A 24450-nucleotide genomic window follows, 5' to 3' on the forward strand; every position below is an offset into this window, starting at 1 on the left:
TTGAAAAAACAAAACCTTCAGGATGAGAACTTGAATCAAGTTCAAGTTGACGTTAAAATGGAATTCATCGCTTACATTCAATAATTATTTATTGATGATTTCTAAACTTAATCTAATGGTATGATAAGGCATTTTTTCTTCAAAATATTCAAAATAAGGTTTTAAACCATCAGGTGAATTTAATTCAGTTTTTGCCTTTTTTACTTGTTCTACTTCAGCTTTAGAAACATAATTATAGATGTTAATTTTTTTACCTTCAGCATATAGTTTAGCGAGATGAGAATAAATGGTTGTTTCGCTTAAATCGCGCTCTGCTGCAATTGCTTCAATAGGTTTTTCTTGTTGAAGCATTTCCAGTGTTTTTAAATAGGTGGTTCCCTTCTTTTTCTTAGTTTTCTTTTTCGATTTCAAAAATTCTCGAATTTCAGCTATAAATTCATCACCATAAACTTCAAGTTTTCGCTGACCAACGCCGTTTATTTTCATAAAAGCATCATCACTCAATGGTCGTTCTCTTTCAATTTCTTTTAGCGTAGCATCATTAAAAACTAAGTAGGCAGGAATATCTTCTTCTTTGGAAATTTTATAACGCAATTGTCGTAAACGCTCGAATAACGAATCTTTTTTACGCGCTGATTTTGTTGGAGTTTGTTCCTTTTGTTGTTCTTTAACGGCTTGTGGTTTGGTTAAAAATACCTGTTGATTTTCAAACAAGACTTTTTTAGAAAATTCAGTTAATTGCAAAGCGTTTTTCCGGTGAAAAGCAATTTCACAATATCCCTGATTTATCAACTGCGTTAAATAATGTTGCCAATCGCGCCAAGAAGTGTCACTTCCAATTCCATAGGTTTTCAGTTCTGTGTAACCATTTTCTAAAACCGCTTGATTTTGAGCGCCTCGTAAAATATCGATAATCATTCCCGCGGATTCACTTTCTTTAGCACGTGCAATACAAGAAAGTATTTTTTGAGCCAGAATAGTTCCCTCAAAAAACTCCGGCGGATTTTTACAAACATCGCAATTACCGCAATTTTCGGCTAAAAGTTCCCCAAAATAACCCAATAAAATTTTTCTTCTGCAATCGGTTGCTTCCGCAAATTGCTTCATCCGTTCTAATTTCGCGTTTTGTAATTCTTCATTTGCAGCACCTTCTGTAAATCTTCTCAACTGAATTACATCTGCATAGGTATGAAAAAGTAACGCGTAGGAGGGAAGTCCGTCACGACCAGCACGACCAATTTCTTGATAATAGCCTTCAATATTTTTGGGCATGTTATAATGAATTACAAAACGAACATTCGACTTATCGATTCCCATTCCAAAAGCCACTGTAGCGCAAACGATTTTGGTTTTATCGAAAATAAAATCTTCCTGAACTCGGGTTCGATCGTCAAAACTTAAACCGGCATGATAAGCGGTTGCTTCAATTCCTTTTTTCTGAAGTTTTTCAGCTAAATTTTCAGTTCCTTTTCGGCTTAAACAGTAAATAATTCCTGATTCATCGGGACGTTTTTCTATAAATCGAATAATTTGAGAAACACGATCTGTTGCCGGACGAACATCTAATTCAATATTTTTTCGATCAAAAGAACTTATAAATTCTGAAGCATGTGGAATATTTAACTGCTGTAAAATATCTTTACGAGTAGCTTTATCTGCTGTTGCGGTTAAGGCAATTATAGGTATTTCTGGCAATGATTTTTTTAAAAAACCAAGTTGTTGATAGGAAGGTCTAAAATCGTGACCCCAAGAGGAAATACAATGCGCTTCATCTATAGCAATGCAGCTGACATAAGTTGGTTTTAAAATATCGTTTAAAGCGGAAAGACTTTCTGGAGCGACGTAGAGTAATTTTAATTTTTGCTGACTTACTTTTTCAAAAATTTCTTGTTGTTCGGCTGCTTCTTGACTGCTATTAAAAAAAGCAGCTTCAATTCCATTTGCCCGCAAACCATCCACTTGATCTTTCATCAGCGCGATTAATGGGGAAATTACAATGGTAACGCCTTCAAAGAGTAAAGCCGGAAGTTGAAAACATATAGATTTTCCGCCGCCGGTTGGCATAATAACCAATGCGTCTTCTTTGTTTGAAACGGTAGTGATTATTTTTTCTTGCTGTGGCCGGAAATTCTCATATCCAAAATATTTTTTAAGAGTAGGATAAAGTTGTTCTTGTAATTCACTAACAGCCATAAAATCTTTTTTTTGAAGAATTCAAAAGTAAGGAAAAGGAGGGAAGCGCACTAAAAAAGCGACCTTAAAAGATCGCTTTTGGTATCATTTTATAAAAAGCAGCAGCTTAATTTTTAGTGCTGTGATCTTCTTCTAAATTGTTGTGAGTTCCGCCCTGACTGTAAATATCGTTTTCTTCATCTTTTAAGCCGCGTTCTCCTTTATTTTTCTTTGCTTTATCGCTTCCCGGGATATCTAAATCTTTTCCTTCAAAATCAGGTTTACGTTTACGATTTCTAAGAAAATCGTCATCGCCACCGTCGGTATGAACATTTTCATTTTCTAGACGTTCTTTTTCTTGTGGTGTGATTTCTGAATTATATTTTTCATCTTTCTTCTTAGTACTCATAATTTTTTCTTTTTAAGATACCAACAAAAAATTATTTTATAAAATGTTTTAACTTGATTTAACACGCGAGTATTAAAATTGATACTTCTTTTTAAGAATAAATAATATTTTAGTCCGCAAAAACCTGTAATTTTGCACTTCAATTTCTGAGCTGTTTTTATGGCAAAAAATGATCCTTACGCGGCACTTCGCTATAAAGAATTCAATATATTTTTACTTGTTCGTTTTGCAATAGTTTTTGCATGGTCTATGCAATTTATCGTTATAGAATGGCAGGTTTATAGCTTAACTAAAAATCCACTTTCGTTAGGGATAATTGGTCTTATGGAAGTTATTCCGGCAGTTTCTTTGGCTTTATTTGCCGGACATGTTGTAGATCAAAAAGAGAAAAAAAGCTTGTTATTAAAATGTTTGCTAGGTTTTTCAGTCATTAGTATTGGTTTATTTTTACTGACTTGGCCCAGAATTGTAGCCGATTTTAATCAGCAAAAAATATTATATGCTATATATTTCTTGGTTTTTCTCGGCGGAATTGTTCGCGCTTTTATGGGACCGACCATTTTTTCATTGTTCTCTTTAATTGTACCGAAAAAAGTTTATCCAAATGCAGCTACCTGGAGCAGTTCGGTTTGGCAAATGGGAGCCGTTTTAGGTCCGGCCTTGGCTGGTTTTTCAATTCATTGGATTGGCGTTCATTGGTCAATGTGTTTAATTTTCTTTTTTTCCTTAACCGCTTTAATCGGTTTAACTCAAATACAAACAAAGCCAATTTTAAATCCGAAAATAGGAGAAAATGTTTTCAAGAGTCTACGAGAAGGCGTGCAATTTGTGTTTAGTAAGAAAGTAATTTTAGGAGCACTTACTTTAGATATGATTGCCGTTCTATTTGGTGGGGCGGTGGCACTACTACCGGTTTTTGCTCAGGATATTTTAAAAGTTGGTCCAGAAGGTTTTGGGGTTTTACGTGCTGCGCCAGCAGTTGGTGCGCTACTTACTATGTTTACTTCAGCTTATTTTCCGTTGAATAAAAATGCAGGTTTAAAATTATTAAGCGCCGTTTTCTTATTTGGAGTTTGCATCATCATTTTTGGACTTTCTTCTTGGTTTTGGATTTCAGTATTGGCCTTGTTTTTTAGTGGCATAACCGACGGAATTTCTATGATTATTAGACAAACGATTCTTCAGTTAAAAACGCCGGATGAAATGCGCGGTCGAGTAGCTTCTGTAAACTCAATGTTTGTGGGTTCTTCTAACGAATTGGGCGCTTTTGAAAGCGGATTAACCGCAAAATTAATGGGAACAGTAACCGCGGTGATTTTTGGTGGAAGTATGACCGTAGCGACCGTAATTGCAACGGGAACATTTTTTCCTAAATTACGTAAATTAGACCTTCAGAAAGATTTAGAAGAACATGAAAAAGCCACTGCTTGATAATGAATAATTCTCAACAAAAAATTTTAGCACACGTTCAAAGAAATATTCTGCTTTCAGATAAAGAAGCGACTGAGTTTTTAAGCATTTTAAGTGAGGTGAAGCTTCGAAAAAAACAACAACTTATTCAACCTGATCAAGAGGTTTCTTCAGAATATTATGTAGTAAAAGGCTGTTTGAAAGCTTATTACGTAGATATAAATGGCGACAGTCATATTATTCAATTTGCAATAGAAGATTGGTGGATTAGTGATTTTGAGGCTTTTTTTATTGATAAACCCGCAAGGTTATTTGTAGAAGCGATTGAAGATTCCGTTTTATTAGCACTAAATAAATCTTCTTTGGAAACCTTGTATAAACGTATTCCAAAATTTGAACGCTTTTTTAGAATAAAAACCACCAATGCGTTTGTGAGTTTGCGAAAACGAATTTTATCATCACTTCAAAAAAATAGTAAAGAGCGTTATATAGAATTTTGCCGAGACTATCCTACTATGGAAAAGCGAATTCCGAATTATCAAATCGCAAATTACTTAGGTATTAAGCCAGAAACGTTAAGTAGAATTCGAAAAGAGTTGGCATAGATTAACATTTTTTAACGCGTTTACCTAACTTATATCAATGGAATAATAAAGGGATCTCCGTAATTTTATCAAAAAAATATTGCTATGAAAAAGATTTTATTTGTACTTACCAGTAACGATAAATTAGGAGATACAGGAAATAAAACCGGTTTTTGGATCGAAGAGTTTTCTTCTCCATATTATTTACTTAAAGATGCAGGCTTTAGTATAGATTTAGCTTCTCCTAAAGGCGGACAACCCCCTGTTGATCCTAATAGTGAATCAGAAGATGCACAAACAGAAAGTACCAAGCGCTTTTATAATGATAAAGAAACACAAGAAGTTTTGGCGAATACGCAACAACTTTCTTCGGTAAATCAAGAAGGTTATGATGCGGTTTTTTATCCGGGTGGTCACGGCGTTTTATGGGACTTGGTTGATAGTAGCGAATCTAAAAAGCTTATTGAAAGTTTTTATCAACATAAGAAACCCGTCTCTTTTGTATGTCACGCCCCTGCAGTTTTAAAAAATACCAAGGATGCTGATGGAAATCCGTTAGTAAAAGGAAAAAAAGTGACTGGATTTACAAATCAAGAAGAAGAAGCTGTTCAATTATCTGAAGTTGTTCCTTTTTTATTAGAGGATATGTTAATCGAAAACGGAGGTATTTACAGTAAAATAGAAGATTGGCAGCCTTATGCTGTTGAAGATGGATTACTCATTACGGGTCAAAATCCTGCTTCCTCAGAAAAAGTTGCAAAATTACTCATCCAAAAATTAAGCTAAATGAAAAAACAAGCCTTATTACAAGACTATAATTTAAACGGATTAAAATTACCAAATAGAGTTGTCATGGCTCCTATGACTAGAAGTAGAGCCGATAATCCCGATAATGTACCAACCGAAGAATTACACGGTGAATATTACAAGCAACGCGCTTCAGCCGGGTTAATAATTTCTGAAGGATCGCAAGTTTCTAAAGAAGCAGTAGGTTATGTAAATACACCCGGAATATATTCAGAAAAACAAACCGAAGGATGGAAAAAGGTTACCAAAATGGTGCACGAGGCCAATGGTAGGATTTTTATTCAGCTTTGGCACGTGGGTAGAATGTCGCATCCCGATTTTCATAACGGAGAAAAACCTGTGGCTCCTTCAGCCATAAATCCTGAAGCAAAATCTTTTACACCAGATGGTTTTAAAGATACGGTAACCCCAAAAGAAATGACGATTGAAGACATTAAGCGAACCGTTCAAGATTTTGCAAATGCAGCGAAAAATGCAATGGAAGCCGATTTTGATGGCGTTGAAATTCATTCTTCTAACGGATATTTATTTCATCAATTTTTTAATGGAACTTCTAATCACCGAACCGATGAATACGGCGGAAGCATAGAAAACAGAGCACGATTTTTATTTGAAGTTTTAGATGCGGTAAAAGAAATAATGCCGGAGAAAAAAATAGGTTTACGACTAAATCCTTCGCTTGATGGCATTTTCGGAATGAAAATGGATGAAGAAACCATTCCCACTTTTGATTATATTGTAAATAAATTAAATGATTATGATTTAGCGTATTTACATTTATCTGAACCTTTTAATGATGTATCTGACGTTCCCTACGCAGTAAAAGAAATTGCAAAACATTATCGCCCGATTTACAACGGAACCTTAATGATTAATACTGCTTTTGATCAAGAAAAGGGAAATAAAGTTATTGAAAATGATGATGCCGATTTAGTTGCTTACGGAAAACCATACATTTCAAATCCTGATTTGGTTGAACGATTTGAAAAAGATATTCCTTTAAGTGATTGGGATGAGGAAACTTTTTACGTTCCCGGTAAAAAAGGTTATTTAGATTATGAAGCCAAAGCTAGAAAAGAAAAAGTATAAAAAATAAGTTAATTAAAAATAAAAAGGTTTACAAAAAAGTAGGCCTTTTTTTATATATTATTTTAAAAAATTTAAAATAAGCATTTAGTATTTTTATTATCAAAAACCTATCCTTATCTTTACAAAAATTTTGATGAGGCTTATCGCTTTACGTTCGCAGGATTACTTCTTAGAAAAAATCTATTTTTAATTACGCTCTTCCTTTGATTTTGTTTCGCGATTTTCTCTTTCCTAATTTTTATAAAGGAATTTTAATTTAAAACTACTGAATGTCAAGATCTGGACAAACACAAAACAAACGCGAAAAAGAAAAGAAAAAGCTTAAAAAGCGTAAGGAAAAAGAATTAAAAAAGCAGCAACGTAAAGAAAACTCAAATAAAGGAGCTTCTTTTGAAGATATGCTGGTTTATGTAGATGAAAATGGAAACCTTACGGAGACACCGCCAGATCCAGATAAAAAAGTAGAAGTGGAAGCCGACGAAATTGAGATTGGTGTTCCTAAAAAAGAAGATAGAGAAGAAGTCGATACGCAACGTACCGGAAAAATCTCTTATTTTGATCACTCAAAAGGATATGGTTTTATTTTAGATAATGATACCGGAGAAAAGTTTTTTGTACATATTAGCGGCTTGATTGACGAATGCGAAGAAAATGATACGGTAGTTTATGAGCTTGAAAAAGGCTTAAAAGGTATGAATGCCGTACAGGTAAAAAAAGTAGTTTAGTTTTTTTACATACAAACTTATATAAAAAAAGCCTGTAAAACTACAGGCTTTTTTTATGCGTTAATCTTTTAAAAAACGTTTAAACCCCATCCGTTTTAGCATTTTCTTTTCAAAACTCCAGAAAAACTTAAATTGTCCAAAAATCCATCCATAAGAAATTAATAATACCTGATAAAACGGAAAAATTAAAATAATTCTTAGGCTATAATATAACAAACCACCCCACAAGAAATTTTCACCAAAATGAGCTCTATTTAAATGAATAAGCTCTAAAAAAGGTTTGGCTACATAAACCGATGAAGAACCGGTTATTCCAAAAACTATAAAAATAATAATCAGCTGAAAATTTGAGGAAATTCCCCAGCGCTCTTTTAATTTTTTCATCTTAATTTTTGATTATATTTTTCCTCGAAGAATACAAAATAATTATATAGTAAATAGTTTACTTCGTAACCGTAATCTATTTGCGGTGAATAATCTATTATTAAAGGATATAAAGATTTATCGTAACTTGGGCTATTTACTCGCACATTATATTCCTGTACATAGCGCCTGTTTTTTAATTCTAAATAGGTCTGACTGTAATGCCTGCGTGGCGGTTGTGTAGCCAACCAAGCATTAAAACCATTTTCAATAATGATAACTTCATATTCTAAGCTATCATTAGCTATTCTTAAGGTATCTTCTTTATTATTAGTTTTTTTTGAAAAATTATTAGGCGTCTTTTTTGATGAAGCGCAATTGCATAACAAAAAACAAACCGCTAAAATACTCAGAATATATCGCATATTATTTTGAATTTCTTAAAGCTGAAAAATCAATTATAAAACTATCAGGATATTTTTTACTAACACTTTTTTTATTGAATTCTTCAGCATCTTCACGATCGTTAAATTTTCCGATAATTAAGCTATATACCTTTACTTCTTGTACCGTTTTTACTTGAATAGTGATTTCTTTTTGAAAGCTAACTTTTAAGTTATCAGCTAACCGCATTAAATTAGCTACCTCCTGAAAACTACCAATTTGTATACCAAACCAATCTGGTTGAATACGATCTATAGAAAGTTCATAAAACTCTTTAGGATCATTTTCAACTTTAATAGTGTCAGTTTTTTCAACTATATTTTTGATTGATTTTTTCTTCTTTAAAGCAATTTTTTCCTGTTTTTTTTCTGGCTCAACAATGGCTGTATCATCGTTGATATCAACAACCTCAAGTACAACATCGGTTACGCCGGTATCAATAAAATCAAGTTTTTCGGCAGCTGACCTGGATAAATCTATAATGCGATTACTAACAAAAGGTCCACGATCATTAATTCTAACTATTATTGAAGTATCGTTAGCCAAATTTGTGACTTGAACCTTAGTATTAAAAGGTAAATGCCGATGTGCTGCAGTAAAAGCTTCTTGACTAAATCTTTCTCCATTAGCGGTAAGCCTTCCTTCAAATTTATTTGAATAAAAAGACGCTTTTCCAGTTTGGACTTGTGCAAAAAGACTAGAAAAACAGATTAAACTTAAAAAAAATAGCAGTGAAAATTTATACATAGTTAATTTTTTACCGACGCAAATGCCGTAATAATCTGTTCAGCAAGCTCTGTTCCAATTCTATCTTGTGCTTCTTTTGTAGCACCTCCAATATGTGGACTAAGCGATAATTTTGGGTTCATTAAAATTTTTATTTCCGGCGTAGGTTCACTTTCAAAAACATCTAAAGCTGCAAATGCAAGCTTTTTTTCTTCTAAGGCTTCTAATAATGCTTTTTCATCAACAACTCCACCACGTGCAGTATTAATGATTCCTGCGCCTTCTTTCATTAATTCAATTTCACTTTTTCCTATGATATAATTTTTTTGAGCCGGAACATGTAATGTAATAAAATCAGCTTTTCTTAAGACTTCTTCTTTAGGTTCTGTTTTTACGGTTAGGCTTATTTTTTGTCCGTCAAAAAATTCTAACGTTACTTTCTTTTCACTTTGGTTATTATCACTAGCAATAACGTTCATTCCTAAACCAAGTGCAATTTTTGAAACCTCGTTACCAATTCTTCCAAAACCAATTACTCCTAAGGTTTTTCCGCGAAGTTCGATTCCTTTGGCGTAACTCTTTTTTAATTCTTTAAACTTAGAATCGCCCTCTAGCGGCATATCTCTGTTAGAATTTTTAAGAAAACGAACACTGCTAAGTAAATGTGCGAAAACTAATTCGGCTACACTACTAGAAGAAGCAGCGGGAGTATTGATTACTTTTATCCCTTTTTCTTTGGCGTAATTTACATCAATATTGTCTAAGCCAACTCCACCACGACCAATCATTTTTAATTGAGGACAAGCATCTATTAAATCTTTTCTAACCTTTGTAGCACTTCTTACTAAAATTATTTCAATTGAATTTTCATTTAAATAATTTGCCAATTGATCTTGAGCAACTTTAGTTAAAATTACTTCAAATCCGGCGTTTTCTAATTGCTGAACTCCTTTTGCTGAAATTCCGTCGTTTGCTAATATTTTCATAGATTTTTTATGCTTGTGTTTCTAATTCTTTCATTACTTGTACCAAAATTTCTACACTTTCTAAAGGAAGCGCATTGTACATTGAAGCGCGATAACCGCCTACACTTCTATGACCGTTTAACCCGTTGATTCCTGCAGCTTTCCATAAATCATTAAAGAGCTCTTCTAATTTTGGTTCGGTTAAGGTAAAAGTTGCATTCATTATAGAGCGGTCTGCTTTTTCAGCGTAACCTTTAAATAGAGGGTTTCTGTCAACTTCTTGATAAATAGCAGATGCTTTTTTATTATTTATTTTTTCAATTTCATTAATTCCGCCTAAATCTTTTAACCATCTCAACGTTAACATAGAAACGTAAACGGCATAAACCGAAGGTGTATTGAACATGCTTTCTTTACCAATATGAATTTGGTAATCTAACATAGAAGGAATTTGGCGAGTTACTTTTCCTAAAATAGATTCTTTTACAATAACTAAAGTAGTACCGGCAGGACCCATATTTTTTTGAGCTCCAGCGTAAATTAAATCAAATTGTGAAAAATCTAAATTTCTCGAAAAAATATCGCTACTCATATCACAAACCAACGGAATAGGGGAGTTAGGAAATTCTTTTATCTGTGTGCCAAAAATTGTATTATTGCTAGTGCAATGAAAATAATCAGCATTAGTAGGTATAGAATATCCTTTCGGGATGTAATTGAAATTTTTATCTTTTGAGGAAGCAACTTCTTCTATTTCGCCAAATAATTTTGCTTCTTTTATAGCTTTTGTAGACCAGGTACCAGTATTTAAGTAGGCTGCTTTTTTTTCTAATAAATTATACGCCGTCATTAAAAATTGTGTACTGGCACCACCTTGTAAAAATAAGGCTTTATAACCTTTATTTTCTAAACCTAATAATTCTAAAGATAGTTGTTGTGCTTCTTCCATAACCGACACAAAGTCTTTGCTTCGGTGTGAAATTTCTAATATTGATAAGCCAGAATTATTAAAATCTAGAATAGCTTCTGAAGCTTCTTTAAAAACCGATTGTGGTAAAATACAAGGACCGGCACTAAAATTATGTTTTTTCATAGCTTTTGTTGTTGTGTGTAATGTCTAAAATTACAAAGTATGCATTAAGATAAAAAGTTTAAGCTCACAAATTTGATAAGAAGGCTAAAGTGTCTACATTATCTGCATAATCATATAATTGTGGTTGTTGCGTACTACCAAAATTTATATGATCATCTTCTAAATTTTTAGAAACAATACATTGTAAATTTTCTTCTTTTTCTTTTAGTATTTTTTCTAATTGATTTTTGTCGGAATATCGCTCATAAAAAAGGCAGCCAATAGGTGATGAAAACCCATCATCTTCTTTTAAAATAAGAAAATTATTATCGAATAATTTTTGTTCACTCATTAAATAAACCGCTTTATTATAATCGTAATTATTAGCGTATTTATGTTGATTTATAATCGGATTCCATTCATAAATAGCTTCAAAAAAAGTTTTAAAATCATAATTTTCGGGCACAAATAATTTAGAAACATTTCTGCATCCTAATCCATAATATCTAAAAATATCTTCGCCTAAATTTTTTAAATCTTCATTAGATTCTTCTCCGGTTAAAATTGCTACAGAGTTTCTGTTTTTTCTAATGATATGTGGTTTTTTACTGAAGTAATATTCAAAATATCGGGCGGTATTATTACTTCCTGTTGCAATAACCGCATCAAAATTTGGTAATTTTTCATCAGCAATTTCAATAGCATTTTCAAATTCAGGCTCAATACTTTTTAAGTAATCAATAAGTGCCGGAAGTAAAAGTTTATCATTTGAAGATAATTTCAGTAAAGCTTGGTGGCCGGAAATTAAAACTGATAAAAAATCGTGAAATCCAACTAGCGGAATATTTCCCGCCATAATAATAGCTATTTTTTTTGACTGCTTATTGTTAGCAAAATCATAAGGTTCTAACCAACTTTCTAAGTTTTCTAGTTGTAAGGCTTTCGCCCATTGCGCTAAAGAAAAATAAATATTTTCTTTTGTAAACCAACCATTATAATGAATGGAGTCTGCAATAGCTTTATCTAATTGCCGGACATGTTTTTCTTCATGAGCTTCCCAAATATCATTATTAGATTCTTTAGTAATAAAACGGGCTAAAAAATCGCCTAATTTGGCAAAGGAAGCTTTACGTGTTTCTATCATCATATAATTTGGTTATGAACCCGAATGGCTTTATTTTTGTGCAAAGTTACACAAACTAAAACGAATAAAATGGCTATTATTATAACAGATGAATGCATAAATTGTGGTGCTTGCGAACCAGAATGTCCAAATACTGCTATTTACGAAGGTGCAGATGATTGGCGTTATGCAGACGGAACAGATTTAGAGGGAAATGTTGTATTGCCTGATGGAAAAAAAGTAAGTGCAGAAGAAGCACAAGAACCTGTTAGTGACGAATTTTACTATATAGTTCCTGATAAATGTACAGAATGTAAAGGTTTTCATGATGAACCACAATGTGCTGCGGTTTGTCCAGTAGATTGTTGTGTACCCGATGAGGATAATGTAGAAAGTGATGAAACTTTACTAGCAAAACAATCGTTTATGCATCAGGATGAGTAATTTTATTTTTTGATGAAAAAATTCGGATGTTATTTTTTTGTGATTTTATTTTTGGTAAGTTCTTGTCAGAAAGTAAAAAAAAAGAGCAATGAATTTATAGATCATTCAAAAACTGAACTTGCTGATTTTTCTAAAAAAACCTGGAAAAATTCTGTAGAATTTACCTTTAGATCACTTTCTTCGGTAGAAAATGTAAATTTAGGAGAAATATATGCTCCACTTAAAGATAGTTTGAAAATTCACCAAAATAACGGTGTTCGGTTCAATTCTCCGTTAGGGTTTAATTCTTGTTTTTTTAAGTATAAGGCAGATAAAAAAGAGGTTTTAGAATATTTATCTATTGTAGATACAAGGCTTCCTAATATTTCTGATGAAAACTATTTGAAAACAGACGGGGATGAAATATTTAAAAGTCTTTCTTTTATAGAAGAAATTTTTCCGAAATATAACGATAGAATAAGTTTTTTTTATGAAGTGAAAGACAATCCTAATTTTGAATTTTATCGCTGTAATAAATATCCTCGAGCCAATTATTTAGCTATTAATAGAAAAAGCGGAATGATTTATCATTTAGTAAGTTATTATTGGGATTAACTTTTTTTATTCTTTAAAAATCTCTTTCAAGGATTTTGTAAAGTAATCATTTCATTCCGTATCTTTGCAACTTCAAAAAATCAAGAGCATGAAAGCAGGGATTGTAGGATTACCTAATGTTGGAAAGTCAACTTTATTTAATTGTTTATCAAATGCAAAAGCACAAAGTGCTAACTTTCCTTTTTGTACAATAGAACCTAATGTAGGTGTAGTAAACGTACCCGATACCAGACTTCAAAAATTAGAAGAGTTGGTAAACCCAGAACGCGTTTTACCGGCTACAGTAGATATTGTAGATATTGCCGGATTAGTAAAAGGAGCAAGTAAAGGTGAAGGGTTGGGTAATCAATTTTTAGGAAATATTCGTGAAACCGATGCTATTCTGCATGTTTTACGTTGTTTTGATAATGATAATGTAGTTCACGTAGACGGAAGCGTAGATCCTATTAGAGATAAAGACACGATAGATATGGAACTGCAACTGAAAGATCTTGAAACTGTCGAAAAAAAATTAGATAAGGTAAAACGTGCAGCTAAAACAGGAAATAAAGAAGCGCAACGAGAAGAAGGAATTCTGTTAAAATTAAAAGAAGGTTTAGAACAAGGGAAATCGGTTAGGGCTATAGAAATTTCTACTGAAGACCGTATGGAATATGTAAAACCTTTACAATTTATTACAGACAAACCGGTGCTTTATGTTTGTAATGTTGACGAAAAATCAGCTACTAGCGGAAATGAATATGTAGATCAGGTTAAAGAAGCTGTAAAAGATGAAAACGCAGAAGTTCTAGTTTTAGCAGTAGGAATTGAAGCTGATATAGCTGAATTAGAAGATTTTGAAGAACGTCAAGTGTTTTTAGAAGATATTGGTTTAACAGAACCAGGTTCGGCAAAACTAATTCGTTCTGCTTATAAGTTGTTAAATCAACAAACGTATTTTACAGCTGGAGAAAAAGAAGTAAGAGCTTGGACGGTTCACGTGGGCGCAACTGCACCGCAAGCTGCAGGTGTAATTCATACAGATTTTGAAAAAGGTTTTATTAGAGCTGAAGTCATTAAATATGATGATTATGTAAGCTATGGTAGTGAAGCAAAAGTTCGTGATGCTGGGAAGTTGGGAGTAGAAGGTAAAGAATATATTGTGCAAGATGGAGATGTAATGCATTTTAGATTTAACGTATAGTTAACATATTTAATAGGTTTACCGAAATTATCGGTTAAATAGTCTAAACTGCTGTTAGAAGTAATAACAGCAGTTTTTTTATTTCGTATTTTTATAAATTATTGACTGATGTTAACAATAAATTAAGTATTTTACGTGTTGAAAAAAGTAATTATTTTGAAAGGTCTACTGTATTTCATCTTTTTACTCATATCCGGAATTTCTTTAGGACAAGAAATATCTACTGATTCTTTGCGGAAAACACTAGATAAAGCTTATACAGATTATAATAAAAATGACCTAAAAGAATCTGTAAAAAAAGGAATGCTTTTACTTGATATGGCTCATCGAGTAAATAATGATCTTTACATCGCTGAAGCATATTATTTATTAGCATTAAATGACGAAACCACCCGAAGTTACAAACAAGCCGAAGCTAAATATAAAAAAGCACTTTCTCGGGTAGAAAAAATTCAAGACTCTACATTTTTAGTATTACTTTATAATGGGCTAGGAAACGTTGCCGCTATAAATGATGGGAATTTTAAAGATTCAGAAATTTATTACCAAAAAGGCTTACGAATCAGTAAAGCAATTAACGATCCTTCTAGAATTGCATTATTAGCAAATTTATGTTGGAATTATCTAGATTTAAATAAAACAAATAAAGTATCTCCCTATATAGACGATTTTAATGAATTTCTTAAGAAACCAACACAAGATGCCAATACAAGACATTTTATAGCCAATATAAATCATATTCTTGGTCGTTATTACAGTCAATTGAAAAAATACGAGTTATCAGAAAAATATTTTAATGATGCCATTATAATTAGTGAGAAAAATGAAATGTGGACTGAACTCAAAAACGCTTATGAATACCGAAGTCAGTCCTATGAAGATCAAGGAAAGTATAAAAAAGCCATAGCAGATTTAAGAAAATATTCATTTTATAAAGAAAAATATTTAAATGAAAGTAGCCTAGAACAACTAAAAAAAGAAGAAGCTCGTTTAGATGTTCAAGAATACCAGCGTGCTTTAAAAACTGCAGAACGTGAAAAAACATTAATGGCTTCAGTGGCAGAAACAAAAAATAAATTATTGTGGGTATACGGTGTAGCACTTATTAGTTTGCTACTTTTTTTCGGGCTTATTTTTAAAGAAAATCAAGCAAAAAAGAGATTGATCACAACACTTAACTTTAAAAATGAGGAACTAAAAAAAGCAAAAAAAGAAGCCGAGATAGCGGCAGAAACTAAAAAACAATTCATTGCAAATATTAGTCACGAAATTAGAACTCCCTTACATGGTGTTGTGGGAATAACTTCACTTTTATTATCTCAATCTGAAATTTCTGAAGACAACAAGCAATTATTAACATCGCTTAAGTTTTCTGGTGATTATTTACTTAGCCTTATTAATAATGTATTATTAATGAGTAAAATTGACAATGATAAAATTAAAGTTCAGCCTAAAACAATTAATATAGAAAACTTAACGACCAATATTTTATACTCGGTAAAATTTCAAGCCGAAAAAAATAATACAAATGTTGTTTTTGATATAGCCAAAGATGTTCCATATCAAATTATTGCTGACGATAGTATTTTATATGAAATAATTATCAACTTAATTGAGAATGGAATAAAATTCTGCAAAAATGGTCAAGTTAAGTTAAAGATAGATGCTCTTGCAAAAGATGAAGAAGATTTGATGCTGCGTTTTTCTATTATTGATAACGGCGTGGGGATTCCAGATGATAAAAAAGAAATAGTTTTCGAAAAATTCTCGCAAGTGTCACTGGATAAAAGTATTATGGAAGGAACCGGTATTGGGCTTTCTATTGTAAAAAGCTTATTACTTTTGTTAGAATCAGACATTCATCTAGAAACAGAAGAAGGCAAAGGCTCAACTTTTTATTTTGATTTAAAATGTAAGCAAGTAAAAGATTCTAAACGTACCATTTCAACCAATGGAGAAGAAAATAAATATAACGGCAAAAAAATACTATTGGTAGAGGATAACGAAATTAATAAAATGGTTATTAGAAAATACCTTACTGCTTATGAGTTTGAATTAGAGATAGTTTCAGATGGGTTAGAAGGTTTTTCAGCAATTAAAGAAAATAATTATGACCTTATTTTATTAGACATAAATATTCCTTCCATGAATGGTTTTGATATCGCTGATAACGCTAGAAAAATTGGGGTAAAAACTCCTATAATTGCCGTAACTGCTTCAGAGTACAATGAAGTAAAAAATCAAGTAGAAGATTCAGGAATGAATGATGCTTTAATAAAACCATTCAGCAAAGAAAAACTGGTTCAGCTTATTCAAACTTACCTTTCTTCACCTTAATATACTTGTTAATTACTTTCTGTAATTCGGGTTTCATTTTTTGTTAAAACGTGCTATATTAGCGGTACATCATCTTTAATTTTATGGCAGAAGAAACCAAGTACACAGAAGAAAATATACGTTCGCTTGACTGGAAAGAACATATTAGAATGCGTCCCGGAATGTACATCGGTAAATTGGGCGATGGTTCTAGCGCAGACGATGGAATTTATATTCTGCTAAAAGAAGTACTTGATAATTCTATCGATGAATTTGTCATGGGTTCCGGAAAAACTATAGAAGTATCCATTCAAGGTCAACGTGTTATTGTACGAGATTACGGACGTGGTATTCCGCTAGGAAAAGTAGTAGATGTTGTTTCTAAAATGAATACCGGAGGAAAATATGATACACAAGCCTTTAAAAAATCTGTAGGATTAAACGGTGTTGGAACAAAAGCCGTTAATGCACTTTCTACTTATTTTAGAGTGGAGTCGAGTAGGGACGGAAAATCTGCTTCCGCTGAATTTGAACAAGGAAATTTAACCGATCAAGAATTTTTAGAAGAAACCTCTAGAAGAAGAGGAACCAAAGTGACATTTGTTCCTGATGATACGATTTTTAAAAAGTATAAATTCAGAAATGAATATATAGAGCGAATGCTCAAAAATTATGTTTACCTAAATCCAGGCTTGACAATTGTTTTTAACGGTGAAAAATTTTATTCTGAAGACGGTTTAAAAGATTTATTGGCTGATAACATTCATAAAGACGATATGATGTTTCCAATAATTCACTTACGAGGAGATGACATTGAAGTCGCCATCACCTATAATAAAACACAATATAGCGAAGAATATCATTCGTTTGTAAACGGGCAACACACTACACAGGGAGGTACGCACCAATCTGCTTTTCGAGAGGCAATTGTAAAAACAGTTCGCGAGTTTTTTGGGAAGAATTACGACGCCAGCGATATCAGAAAATCCATTGTTTCTGCGGTGAGCATAAAAGTAATGGAACCGGTTTTTGAAAGTCAGACAAAAACCAAACTGGGTTCAACAGATATGGGAGGGAAGTTTCCTACCGTTCGAACTTATATATTAGACTTCGTAAAGCGTCAACTTGATAATTATTTACACAGAAATACGGAAACTGCTGAAAAATTACACCGGAAAATTTTACAAGCAGAACGCGAACGAAAAGATCTTTCAGGAATTCGAAAATTAGCGAAAGAGCGTGCAAAAAAGGCAAGTCTACACAATAAAAAATTACGCGATTGCCGTATTCATTTAGGAGACGTAAAAAAAGAACGAAACTTAGAAACAACCTTATTCATAACTGAGGGGGATTCTGCCAGCGGTAGCATTACAAAATCTAGAGATGTAAATACCCAAGCGGTTTTCAGTTTAAAAGGAAAACCTTTGAATAGTTTCGGATTGAGTAAAAAAATAGTTTATGAAAATGAAGAATTCAATTTACTGCAAGCCGCATTAAATATTGAAGATTCTATGGAAGATTTGCGGTACAATAATATTGTAATCGCAACCGATGCCGATGTTGACGGAATGCATATTCGCTTGTTATTGATTACTTTTTTCCTTCAATTTTTTCCTGAATTAATAAAAGAAAACCATTTGTATATTCTACAAACGCCTCTTTTTAGAGTAAGAAATAAAAAAGAAACCATTTATTGCTATTCTGAAGAAGAAAGACGAAACGCAATTCAGAAATTAAAAGGAAAACCTGAAATTACTCGATTTAAAGGTTTAGGTGAAATTTCTCCAGATGAGTTTAAGCATTTTATAGGTGAAGATATTCGTTTAGATCCGGTAATGCTAGATAAAAGCACGGGAATAGAAGAATTACTTACCTTTTATATGGGGAAAAACACAAGTGATAGACAAGAATTTATCATCGAAAATCTTCGTGTAGAATTAGACGAAATTGTAACCGCCGAAGCATAAAACATTACAATCAATAAAATTAGCCTTGACATAATTCATGGAGCATAACGATTTAAACCCCGAAGAAGAAAATCAATTCAATCAAGAAGAAAACCAAGAAGTACTTACCAAAGTTACCGGTATGTACAAAGATTGGTTTTTAGATTATGCCTCTTATGTGATTTTAGAGCGAGCCGTTCCTGCAATTGAAGATGGTTTTAAACCTGTTCATAGAAGAATTATGCATTCTATGAAAGATTTAGATGATGGTCGCTATAATAAAGTAGCCAATATTGTTGGTCACACCATGCAGTATCATCCGCACGGAGATGCCAGTATCGCTGATGCGATGGTTCAAATTGGTCAAAAAGATTTATTGATTGATACCCAAGGAAACTGGGGAAATATTCTTACAGGAGATCGTTCTGCAGCACCTCGTTATATTGAAGCTCGACTTTCTAAATTTGCGTTAGATGTAGTTTATAATCCTAAAATTACAGAATGGCAAGCTTCTTATGACGGTCGTAGAAAAGAACCAATAAATTTACCGGTTATGTTTCCATTGCTTTTAGCTCAAGGTGCAGAAGGTATTGCGGTTGGTTTAAGTACACGAATTTTGCCACATAATTTTATTGAATTAATAGACGCTTCTATAAAACATCTAAAAGGTAAACGCTTTAAATTATATCCGGATTTTCCAACTGCAGGAATTATGGATATTACCAATTATAACGATGGTTTACGTGGTGGTAAAGTTAGAGTGCGTTCTAAAATTAATCAGCGCGATAAAAACACCTTGGTTATAACCCAAATACCTTACGGAACTACAACCTCTACTTTAATCGATTCGGTTATAAAAGCGAATGAAAAAGGGAAAATTAAGATTAAACATATTGAAGATAATACAGCAGAGCATGTAGAAATCTTAATTCATTTACCAGCAAGTATATCACCAGACAAGACTATTGATGCACTTTATGCCTTTACCAATTGTGAAGTTTCCATTTCACCATTAAGTTGTGTTATTATTGATCATAAGCCTCACTTTATAAGTGTTGACGAAATTTTAAAACGCAGTACAGAAAATACGGTAAAACTGCTTAAAAGTGAACTTGAAATTAAATTAGATGAATTTCAAGAGCATTGGCATTTTGCATCTTTAGAGCGAATTTTTATTGAAAAACGAATTTACCGAGATATTGAAGAAGAGGAAACTTGGGAAGGTGTAATTAAAGCGATAGATGAAGGTTTAAAACCACACATTAAACATTTAAAACGTGCTGTAACAGAAGAAGACATTACACGTTTAACCGAAATTAGAATTAAACGAATCTCAAAATTCGATTTAGATAAAGCGCAACAAAAAATTGAAGCATTAGAAGATGAAATAGCGAAAGTAAAACATCATCTCGAGAATTTAATTGAATACGCAATTGATTATTTTAAACGCTTAAAGAAAGATTACGGTGAAGGAAGAGAACGTAAAACAGAATTACGTTTATTTGAAGATATTGAAGCTACAAAAGTAGTAATTCGAAACACGAAACTTTACGTGAATAGAAAAGAAGGTTTTATCGGAACGTCGCTTAAAAAAGATGAATACGTAACCGATTGTAGCGATATTGACGATGTAATTTGTTTTATGGCCGATGGAACTATGAAAGTTACCAAAGTCGATACCAAAACTTTCGTGGGTAAAAATATTATTCACGTTGCTATTTTCAAGAAAAAAGATAAACGAACTATTTATAATTTAATTTATCGCGACGGAAAAGGCGGAAATACCTACATCAAACGATTTGCCGTAACCTCAATAACACGAGATCGGGAATATAGTGTAGGAAAAGGGAAACCGGGAACACAAGTTTTATATTTTTCAGCAAACCCCAATGGAGAAGCTGAAGTAGTAACCGTTTATTTACGCCAAGTAGGAAGCATTAAAAAGCTAAAATTTGAAGTCGATTTTGCTGAAATGAAAATTAAAGGTCGCGGCGTAAAAGGAAATCTAGTAACCAAACATTCTGTAAAGAAAATTGAATTAAAAGAAGAAGGGGTTTCTACTTTAAAACCAAGAAAAATTTGGTTTGATGAAGTTGTAAAACGATTAAACACAGAAGAGAGAGGAGAATTGTTAGGAGAATTTAAAGGCGAAGATCGTATATTACTTATCACACAAGATGGAATTGTAAAAACAATCATTCCGGAACTTACTACACGATTTGACGAAAATTATGTTGTTCTTGAAAAATGGAATCCAAAAAGGCCAATTTCTGCGGTTTATTGGGAAGGTGAAAAAGAACGTTATTATGTAAAACGCTTTTTAATTGAAAATGAAGATAAAGAAGAGAAGATCATAACGGATCATCCAAAATCTCAATTAGAATTAGTTTCTACAGATTTAATTCCGGTTTTGGAGATTGTTTATAAGAAAGCACGCGGTAAAGAACAGAAGCCAAATGAAGAAATAAACGTTGAAGATTTTATTTCAGTAAAAGGTATTAAAGCACAAGGAAATCAGTTAACTACAGAAAAAGTAAAACAGTTAAACTTATTAGCTCCAATTGTGCCAGAAGTTGAAGATGAAGAACCAAAAGATAACGATATAAGTGAATTAAATATTCAAAAAAAGAAAGATGATGATGACGAATCTCAAACATCATTATTGTTTTAAATAAGAAAAAATGACAAAGGGAATTCTAAAAGAATTTAAAGAATTTGCCATAAAAGGTAATATGATGGATATTGCCGTCGGTGTTATTATTGGTGCAGCTTTTAACAATGTTATTGATGTTTTGGTGAAAAAAGTAATGCTTCCGCCTTTATCTTTGCTTACCAACGGAATTAACTTTCAGAATAAGAAAATTGTTTTACGAGATGCAATTTTAGAAGCCGATAAAATTATAAAACCAGAAGTTGCTATAGAATATGGCGAATTAATAACCGTTTTAATTAATTTCCTCATTATGGCTTGGGTGGTTTTTTTAGTAGTAAAACTAGCCAATAAATTACGCAATAATTCACAAGACCCTAAAAACAAAAAAGTTTCTACGCCTAAAGATATCGAGTTGCTCAATGATTTAAAAGAAATTATGCGCGAGCAAAATGAACTTTTACGAGAGAAGAAGTAAATTAATATGATTTTTTGAACTAAGTTAGTTTTATTTGTGGCAATTATTCAGCTCGTTTAAAACCGTAATCCAAGTTTTATCATCTTTAACTTTTATATTGAATTTTTCAAGATTATTCCCTTTGCTATACTTTATAGAAAGTGAATGAAAATCTTTTAAAACTGTTGATTTTGAATGAAATTTCAGGGTTCTAATAGAATCTATATCAATTTCTTGTTTATGTAAGGGTTCTGATAAAGTGATTTTATAGTCAAAAAAAATCTTTCCGTTTTTTATTTCAAATTCAACCAAATAGTTTTCTGACATTATTAAGGAAAAACCAACTAAAAAAACTAAAACAATTAAGCCGAAAATAAACGAACCGTAAAAATCATATTCATTTATTAATAAATAAGATAACCCCAAAATAAAAGCCTGCTCGAGAGATTCTTTTAGTTGATCTAATACTATTTCCTTTTTATTAATCATAAGCTTATAAATAAACATGTTCGTATTTATTACAACGATATGGCTACGAATAGTACCTTTACTTTTTCCTTATACTTATAGCTATTATTGTCCAATATTTTAATTTTTTCCGTTTCTTTTTATTATGTTCACAATTTTCCTCATCTAGATTTGCAATAAAAAACAAGGCTAATTCAGGATTTCATATGATTAGTTTTATGTTGTTGATAAAGTCAAGTTTTCCAGTGAAAATTTCCAACATCACTCAATTTTTTTAACCGTTCCTTTTTGCTTTTTATCTTCTCCTACAACAGAATATTCAAAAGTATAAGTGTTTTCTTCTGTGGTTAAAATCTTCATATGCAGTGGTTTTTCTTCAGCCATATTTTTTGGATTTAAATTGGTCAAAATATATTCACAATTATTAATCCACCGAATAGATGAAGTGTCGGCTTTACTTTTAAAATAATCTATTTCTATAGAATCGTTTCTAACAAAGGTAGTTTTTACTAGTTCTCCATTTAAATAAGATTCAAATTCGAATGTACCTGTTTTAAATTGCTGGCAATTTCTATTGGGTGAATAACAAGAAATAAGTAAAAAAATTAAAGCAAAAAAGCATAAAAACTTGATCATAAGAAAGTGTATTAATTTTCAAAAGCTTCAAAAGAACCATCTTCATAAAATAAGATGACTTTTTTTATTTTCTTAGAAGCCGAATTTTGATGATTCAAATTTAATAAATCGGTTTTACTTGCTTCTTTTTTTTCTTGAAAATCTACTACGTCTTCAGGCTGTTTTTTAGAAGTTGGAGTAGGAGTTTCATTTTTAGGAAAACTACCTTTTCCATTTAACAACCAATACAATTCTACTTCTGGAAAAGCCGAAACAACTTTAAGAACAAAATCTAAACTCGGTTTATTTCTTCCGGAGAGAATATGAGATATAGAAGAGCGACCAACTTGAACTTTATCGGCAAATGAAGCCGCAGAAAATTCATAATAATCAATCACCTTTTCTATTCGCTTTGCAAATTCTTGACTGTTTACCATTGTAAACAAATTTAAATTAATTTGTAGTTTACAAATGTAATACAATTAATTCAACTACCAAATCAAATGTAAAAAACCTGCTATTTATATTAAACTTTATATTTAACTAAAGTAATTTAACTATCTAAAAATAAATTATATAGATTATATTTTAAGTTGATTAGGAAATAATCCTTCTTTAAGTGAATCAAGCCAGAACACGCTGTTTACAAAAGTAAAATATCAAGTAAATTCATCTGTTTACAAAAGTGAATTTTAGATTGTTTACTTTTGTAAACTATGAAAGTAAAAGAATTATTAGACGATTATTCACATTATAAAAATGTGGGTTTTGAAAAGCGTTATCTAGATTATTCTAGCATTAAAAACTATATAAATCAATTAAAAGATTTAGCAGAATTTGAAGTCGACGAAATTGGACTTTCAGTAAATAAGGAATCTATTTTTTCTATTAAATTAGGTAGAGGAAAAACTAAAATTTTTATGTGGTCGCAAATGCATGGAAATGAATCGACCACTACAAAAGCTGTTTTAGATTTACTACTAACTTTTCAGCACAAAAAGTATAGCCCTATACAAGAATTTTTAGAAAACTGTACCTTATTAATTATTCCTGTTTTAAATCCTGACGGATTAACGTCTTATACACGAGTTAATGCAAATAATGTGGATTTAAATCGTGATGCTATAAATTTATCACAACCGGAAAGCAAAATTTTACAGAGGGTGTTTAATTCATTTCATCCGGATTTTTGTTTTAATCTACATGATCAGCGTACCATTTTTAGTGCAGGAAATACAGCAAAAAGTGCTTGTGTTTCATTTTTGGCACCAGCTTTTAATGAAGAACGCTCGGTGAACAAAACAAGAGAAAGAGCAATGCAATTAATTGCAGTTATGAGTAAGGCTTTGCAGGAGTTTATTCCTAATAAAATGGGACGTTATGACGATTCTTTTAATTTAAACTGTGTAGGGGACTTTTTTCAATCAAAAAATAGTACAACTATTCTTTTTGAAGCCGGTCACGTTAATGGAGACTATCAAAGAGAGGAAACAAGAAAACTAATTTTTGTTTCTATGATTAATGCCATTGAAAGCATTATAGAAAAAAGCTATTCAAATTTTTCTGTTGAAGATTATGAGTTAATTCCTGAAAATGAAAAGTTATTTTATGATTGTATTATCCGTAATGTCAAATTTAATGGTCAGATTACTGATGTAGCCATTCAATATGAAGAACGTTTAGAAAATAAAGCCATAAGGTTTATTCCTAAATTAGAAAAAGTAGGTGATTTGCATAATTTTTTTGGACATAAGGAGTTTAAAGGAAAGAATAAGGAATTAGCAATTAATAATGTTACTCAAATTGATAAGTTAGGAATTGATATTCAGCATATCAACTTAGGAAATGAAGATATTTTTACGAATTTAACAATTTCTTAGTTTCAATT

At 31.8% G+C, this 24450-nt stretch carries 24 protein-coding genes; 13 read left to right on the forward strand and 11 right to left on the reverse strand.

Annotated features, from left to right (window positions below):
• Positions 1-84 precede the first annotated feature (84 nt).
• Entirely contained in the window at positions 85-2193 is a 2109-nt protein-coding gene (gene recQ / locus D9R05_RS00885; protein ID WP_121665334.1) for a DNA helicase RecQ, read from the reverse strand.
• A gap of 106 nt (positions 2194-2299) precedes the next feature.
• Positions 2300-2581 (reverse strand): hypothetical protein, encoded by a 282-nt coding sequence (locus D9R05_RS00890; protein ID WP_121665335.1) that lies wholly within the window; start codon positions 2579-2581, stop codon positions 2300-2302.
• Positions 2582-2740: 159 nt separating this feature from the next.
• Between D9R05_RS00890 and D9R05_RS00895 the strand changes: the two genes are divergently transcribed.
• From D9R05_RS00895 to D9R05_RS00915, 5 genes are all read left to right on the forward strand, one after another.
• Complete coding sequence (locus D9R05_RS00895; protein ID WP_121665336.1) at positions 2741-4012, forward strand: MFS transporter; 1272 nt, start codon at positions 2741-2743, stop codon at positions 4010-4012.
• 2 nt (positions 4013-4014) lie between these two features.
• Positions 4015-4596, forward strand: a complete 582-nt coding sequence (locus D9R05_RS00900; protein WP_121665337.1) for a Crp/Fnr family transcriptional regulator — start codon at positions 4015-4017, stop codon at positions 4594-4596.
• 84 nt (positions 4597-4680) lie between these two features.
• Complete coding sequence (locus tag D9R05_RS00905; RefSeq protein ID WP_121665338.1) at positions 4681-5361, forward strand: type 1 glutamine amidotransferase domain-containing protein; 681 nt, start codon at positions 4681-4683, stop codon at positions 5359-5361.
• Positions 5362-6471, forward strand: a complete 1110-nt coding sequence (locus D9R05_RS00910; protein ID WP_121665339.1) for an alkene reductase — start codon at positions 5362-5364, stop codon at positions 6469-6471.
• Positions 6472-6740: 269 nt separating this feature from the next.
• On the forward strand, positions 6741-7196 hold the full coding sequence (locus D9R05_RS00915) for a cold-shock protein (protein WP_121665340.1): 456 nt from the start codon (positions 6741-6743) through the stop codon (positions 7194-7196).
• Between the two features lie 60 nt (positions 7197-7256).
• Here the strand turns inward: D9R05_RS00915 and D9R05_RS00920 are convergent, their stop codons facing one another.
• The 6 genes from D9R05_RS00920 to D9R05_RS00945 form a co-directional block, all read right to left on the reverse strand.
• On the reverse strand, positions 7257-7580 hold the full coding sequence (locus tag D9R05_RS00920; RefSeq protein ID WP_121665341.1) for a DUF6787 family protein: 324 nt from the start codon (positions 7578-7580) through the stop codon (positions 7257-7259).
• Positions 7577-7984 carry a DUF6146 family protein gene (locus D9R05_RS00925; RefSeq protein ID WP_121665342.1) on the reverse strand — a complete coding sequence of 136 codons (408 nt, stop codon included), beginning with the start codon at positions 7982-7984 and terminating at the stop codon, positions 7577-7579. The genes D9R05_RS00920 and D9R05_RS00925 overlap by 4 nt, the downstream gene beginning before the upstream one ends.
• Before the next feature lies 1 nt (position 7985).
• Positions 7986-8750, reverse strand: a complete 765-nt coding sequence (locus D9R05_RS00930; RefSeq protein ID WP_121665343.1) for a septal ring lytic transglycosylase RlpA family protein — start codon at positions 8748-8750, stop codon at positions 7986-7988.
• Positions 8751-8752: 2 nt separating this feature from the next.
• Complete coding sequence (locus tag D9R05_RS00935) at positions 8753-9715, reverse strand: D-2-hydroxyacid dehydrogenase (RefSeq protein WP_121665344.1); 963 nt, start codon at positions 9713-9715, stop codon at positions 8753-8755.
• A gap of 7 nt (positions 9716-9722) precedes the next feature.
• Positions 9723-10787: a 3-phosphoserine/phosphohydroxythreonine transaminase gene (serC, locus tag D9R05_RS00940; protein ID WP_121665345.1), complete on the reverse strand. Its 1065-nt coding sequence runs from the start codon at positions 10785-10787 to the stop codon at positions 9723-9725.
• A gap of 64 nt (positions 10788-10851) precedes the next feature.
• Positions 10852-11913 carry an acyl-CoA reductase gene (locus D9R05_RS00945; RefSeq protein ID WP_121665346.1) on the reverse strand — a complete coding sequence of 354 codons (1062 nt, stop codon included), beginning with the start codon at positions 11911-11913 and terminating at the stop codon, positions 10852-10854.
• Positions 11914-11979: 66 nt separating this feature from the next.
• Between D9R05_RS00945 and D9R05_RS00950 the strand changes: the two genes are divergently transcribed.
• The 7 genes from D9R05_RS00950 to mscL all read left to right on the forward strand — a co-directional run bounded on the left by D9R05_RS00950 (position 11980) and on the right by mscL (position 21500).
• The gene (locus D9R05_RS00950) at positions 11980-12333 is read left to right on the forward strand and encodes a 4Fe-4S dicluster domain-containing protein (protein ID WP_121665347.1); all 354 of its coding nucleotides are present in this window, start codon (positions 11980-11982) and stop codon (positions 12331-12333) included.
• A 12-nt stretch (positions 12334-12345) separates the two neighbouring features.
• Entirely contained in the window at positions 12346-12927 is a 582-nt protein-coding gene (locus D9R05_RS00955) for a hypothetical protein (RefSeq protein WP_162984866.1), read from the forward strand.
• 88 nt (positions 12928-13015) lie between these two features.
• Positions 13016-14110, forward strand: a complete 1095-nt coding sequence (gene ychF / locus D9R05_RS00960; protein ID WP_121665349.1) for a redox-regulated ATPase YchF — start codon at positions 13016-13018, stop codon at positions 14108-14110.
• Positions 14111-14266: 156 nt separating this feature from the next.
• A complete protein-coding gene (locus tag D9R05_RS00965) occupies positions 14267-16447 on the forward strand; it encodes a tetratricopeptide repeat-containing hybrid sensor histidine kinase/response regulator (RefSeq protein WP_121665350.1) in 2181 nt (726 codons plus the stop codon).
• Positions 16448-16530: 83 nt separating this feature from the next.
• Positions 16531-18393, forward strand: a complete 1863-nt coding sequence (locus D9R05_RS00970) for a DNA topoisomerase IV subunit B (protein ID WP_121665351.1) — start codon at positions 16531-16533, stop codon at positions 18391-18393.
• A gap of 37 nt (positions 18394-18430) precedes the next feature.
• Complete coding sequence (locus tag D9R05_RS00975; protein WP_121665352.1) at positions 18431-21043, forward strand: DNA gyrase/topoisomerase IV subunit A; 2613 nt, start codon at positions 18431-18433, stop codon at positions 21041-21043.
• A gap of 10 nt (positions 21044-21053) precedes the next feature.
• Positions 21054-21500 (forward strand): large conductance mechanosensitive channel protein MscL, encoded by a 447-nt coding sequence (gene mscL / locus D9R05_RS00980; RefSeq protein WP_121665353.1) that lies wholly within the window; start codon positions 21054-21056, stop codon positions 21498-21500.
• Positions 21501-21530: 30 nt separating this feature from the next.
• Here mscL and D9R05_RS00985 read toward each other — a convergent pair whose 3' ends face one another.
• From D9R05_RS00985 to D9R05_RS00995, 3 genes are all read right to left on the reverse strand, one after another.
• The gene (locus D9R05_RS00985; protein ID WP_162984867.1) at positions 21531-21968 is read right to left on the reverse strand and encodes a hypothetical protein; all 438 of its coding nucleotides are present in this window, start codon (positions 21966-21968) and stop codon (positions 21531-21533) included.
• 240 nt (positions 21969-22208) lie between these two features.
• Entirely contained in the window at positions 22209-22583 is a 375-nt protein-coding gene (locus D9R05_RS00990; protein ID WP_121665355.1) for a DNA topoisomerase IV, read from the reverse strand.
• Positions 22584-22594: 11 nt separating this feature from the next.
• Positions 22595-22999 (reverse strand): helix-turn-helix domain-containing protein, encoded by a 405-nt coding sequence (locus D9R05_RS00995; protein ID WP_121665356.1) that lies wholly within the window; start codon positions 22997-22999, stop codon positions 22595-22597.
• 279 nt (positions 23000-23278) lie between these two features.
• Here D9R05_RS00995 and D9R05_RS01000 point away from each other — a divergent pair, with 279 nt between their 5' ends.
• Positions 23279-24442, forward strand: coding sequence for a DUF2817 domain-containing protein (locus D9R05_RS01000; RefSeq protein WP_121665357.1), 1164 nt, complete (start codon positions 23279-23281; stop codon positions 24440-24442).
• Positions 24443-24450 lie beyond the last annotated feature (8 nt).

This window comes from Mesonia aquimarina, assembly GCF_003667275.1.
Taxonomy (GTDB): Bacteria; Bacteroidota; Bacteroidia; order Flavobacteriales; family Flavobacteriaceae; genus Mesonia; species Mesonia aquimarina.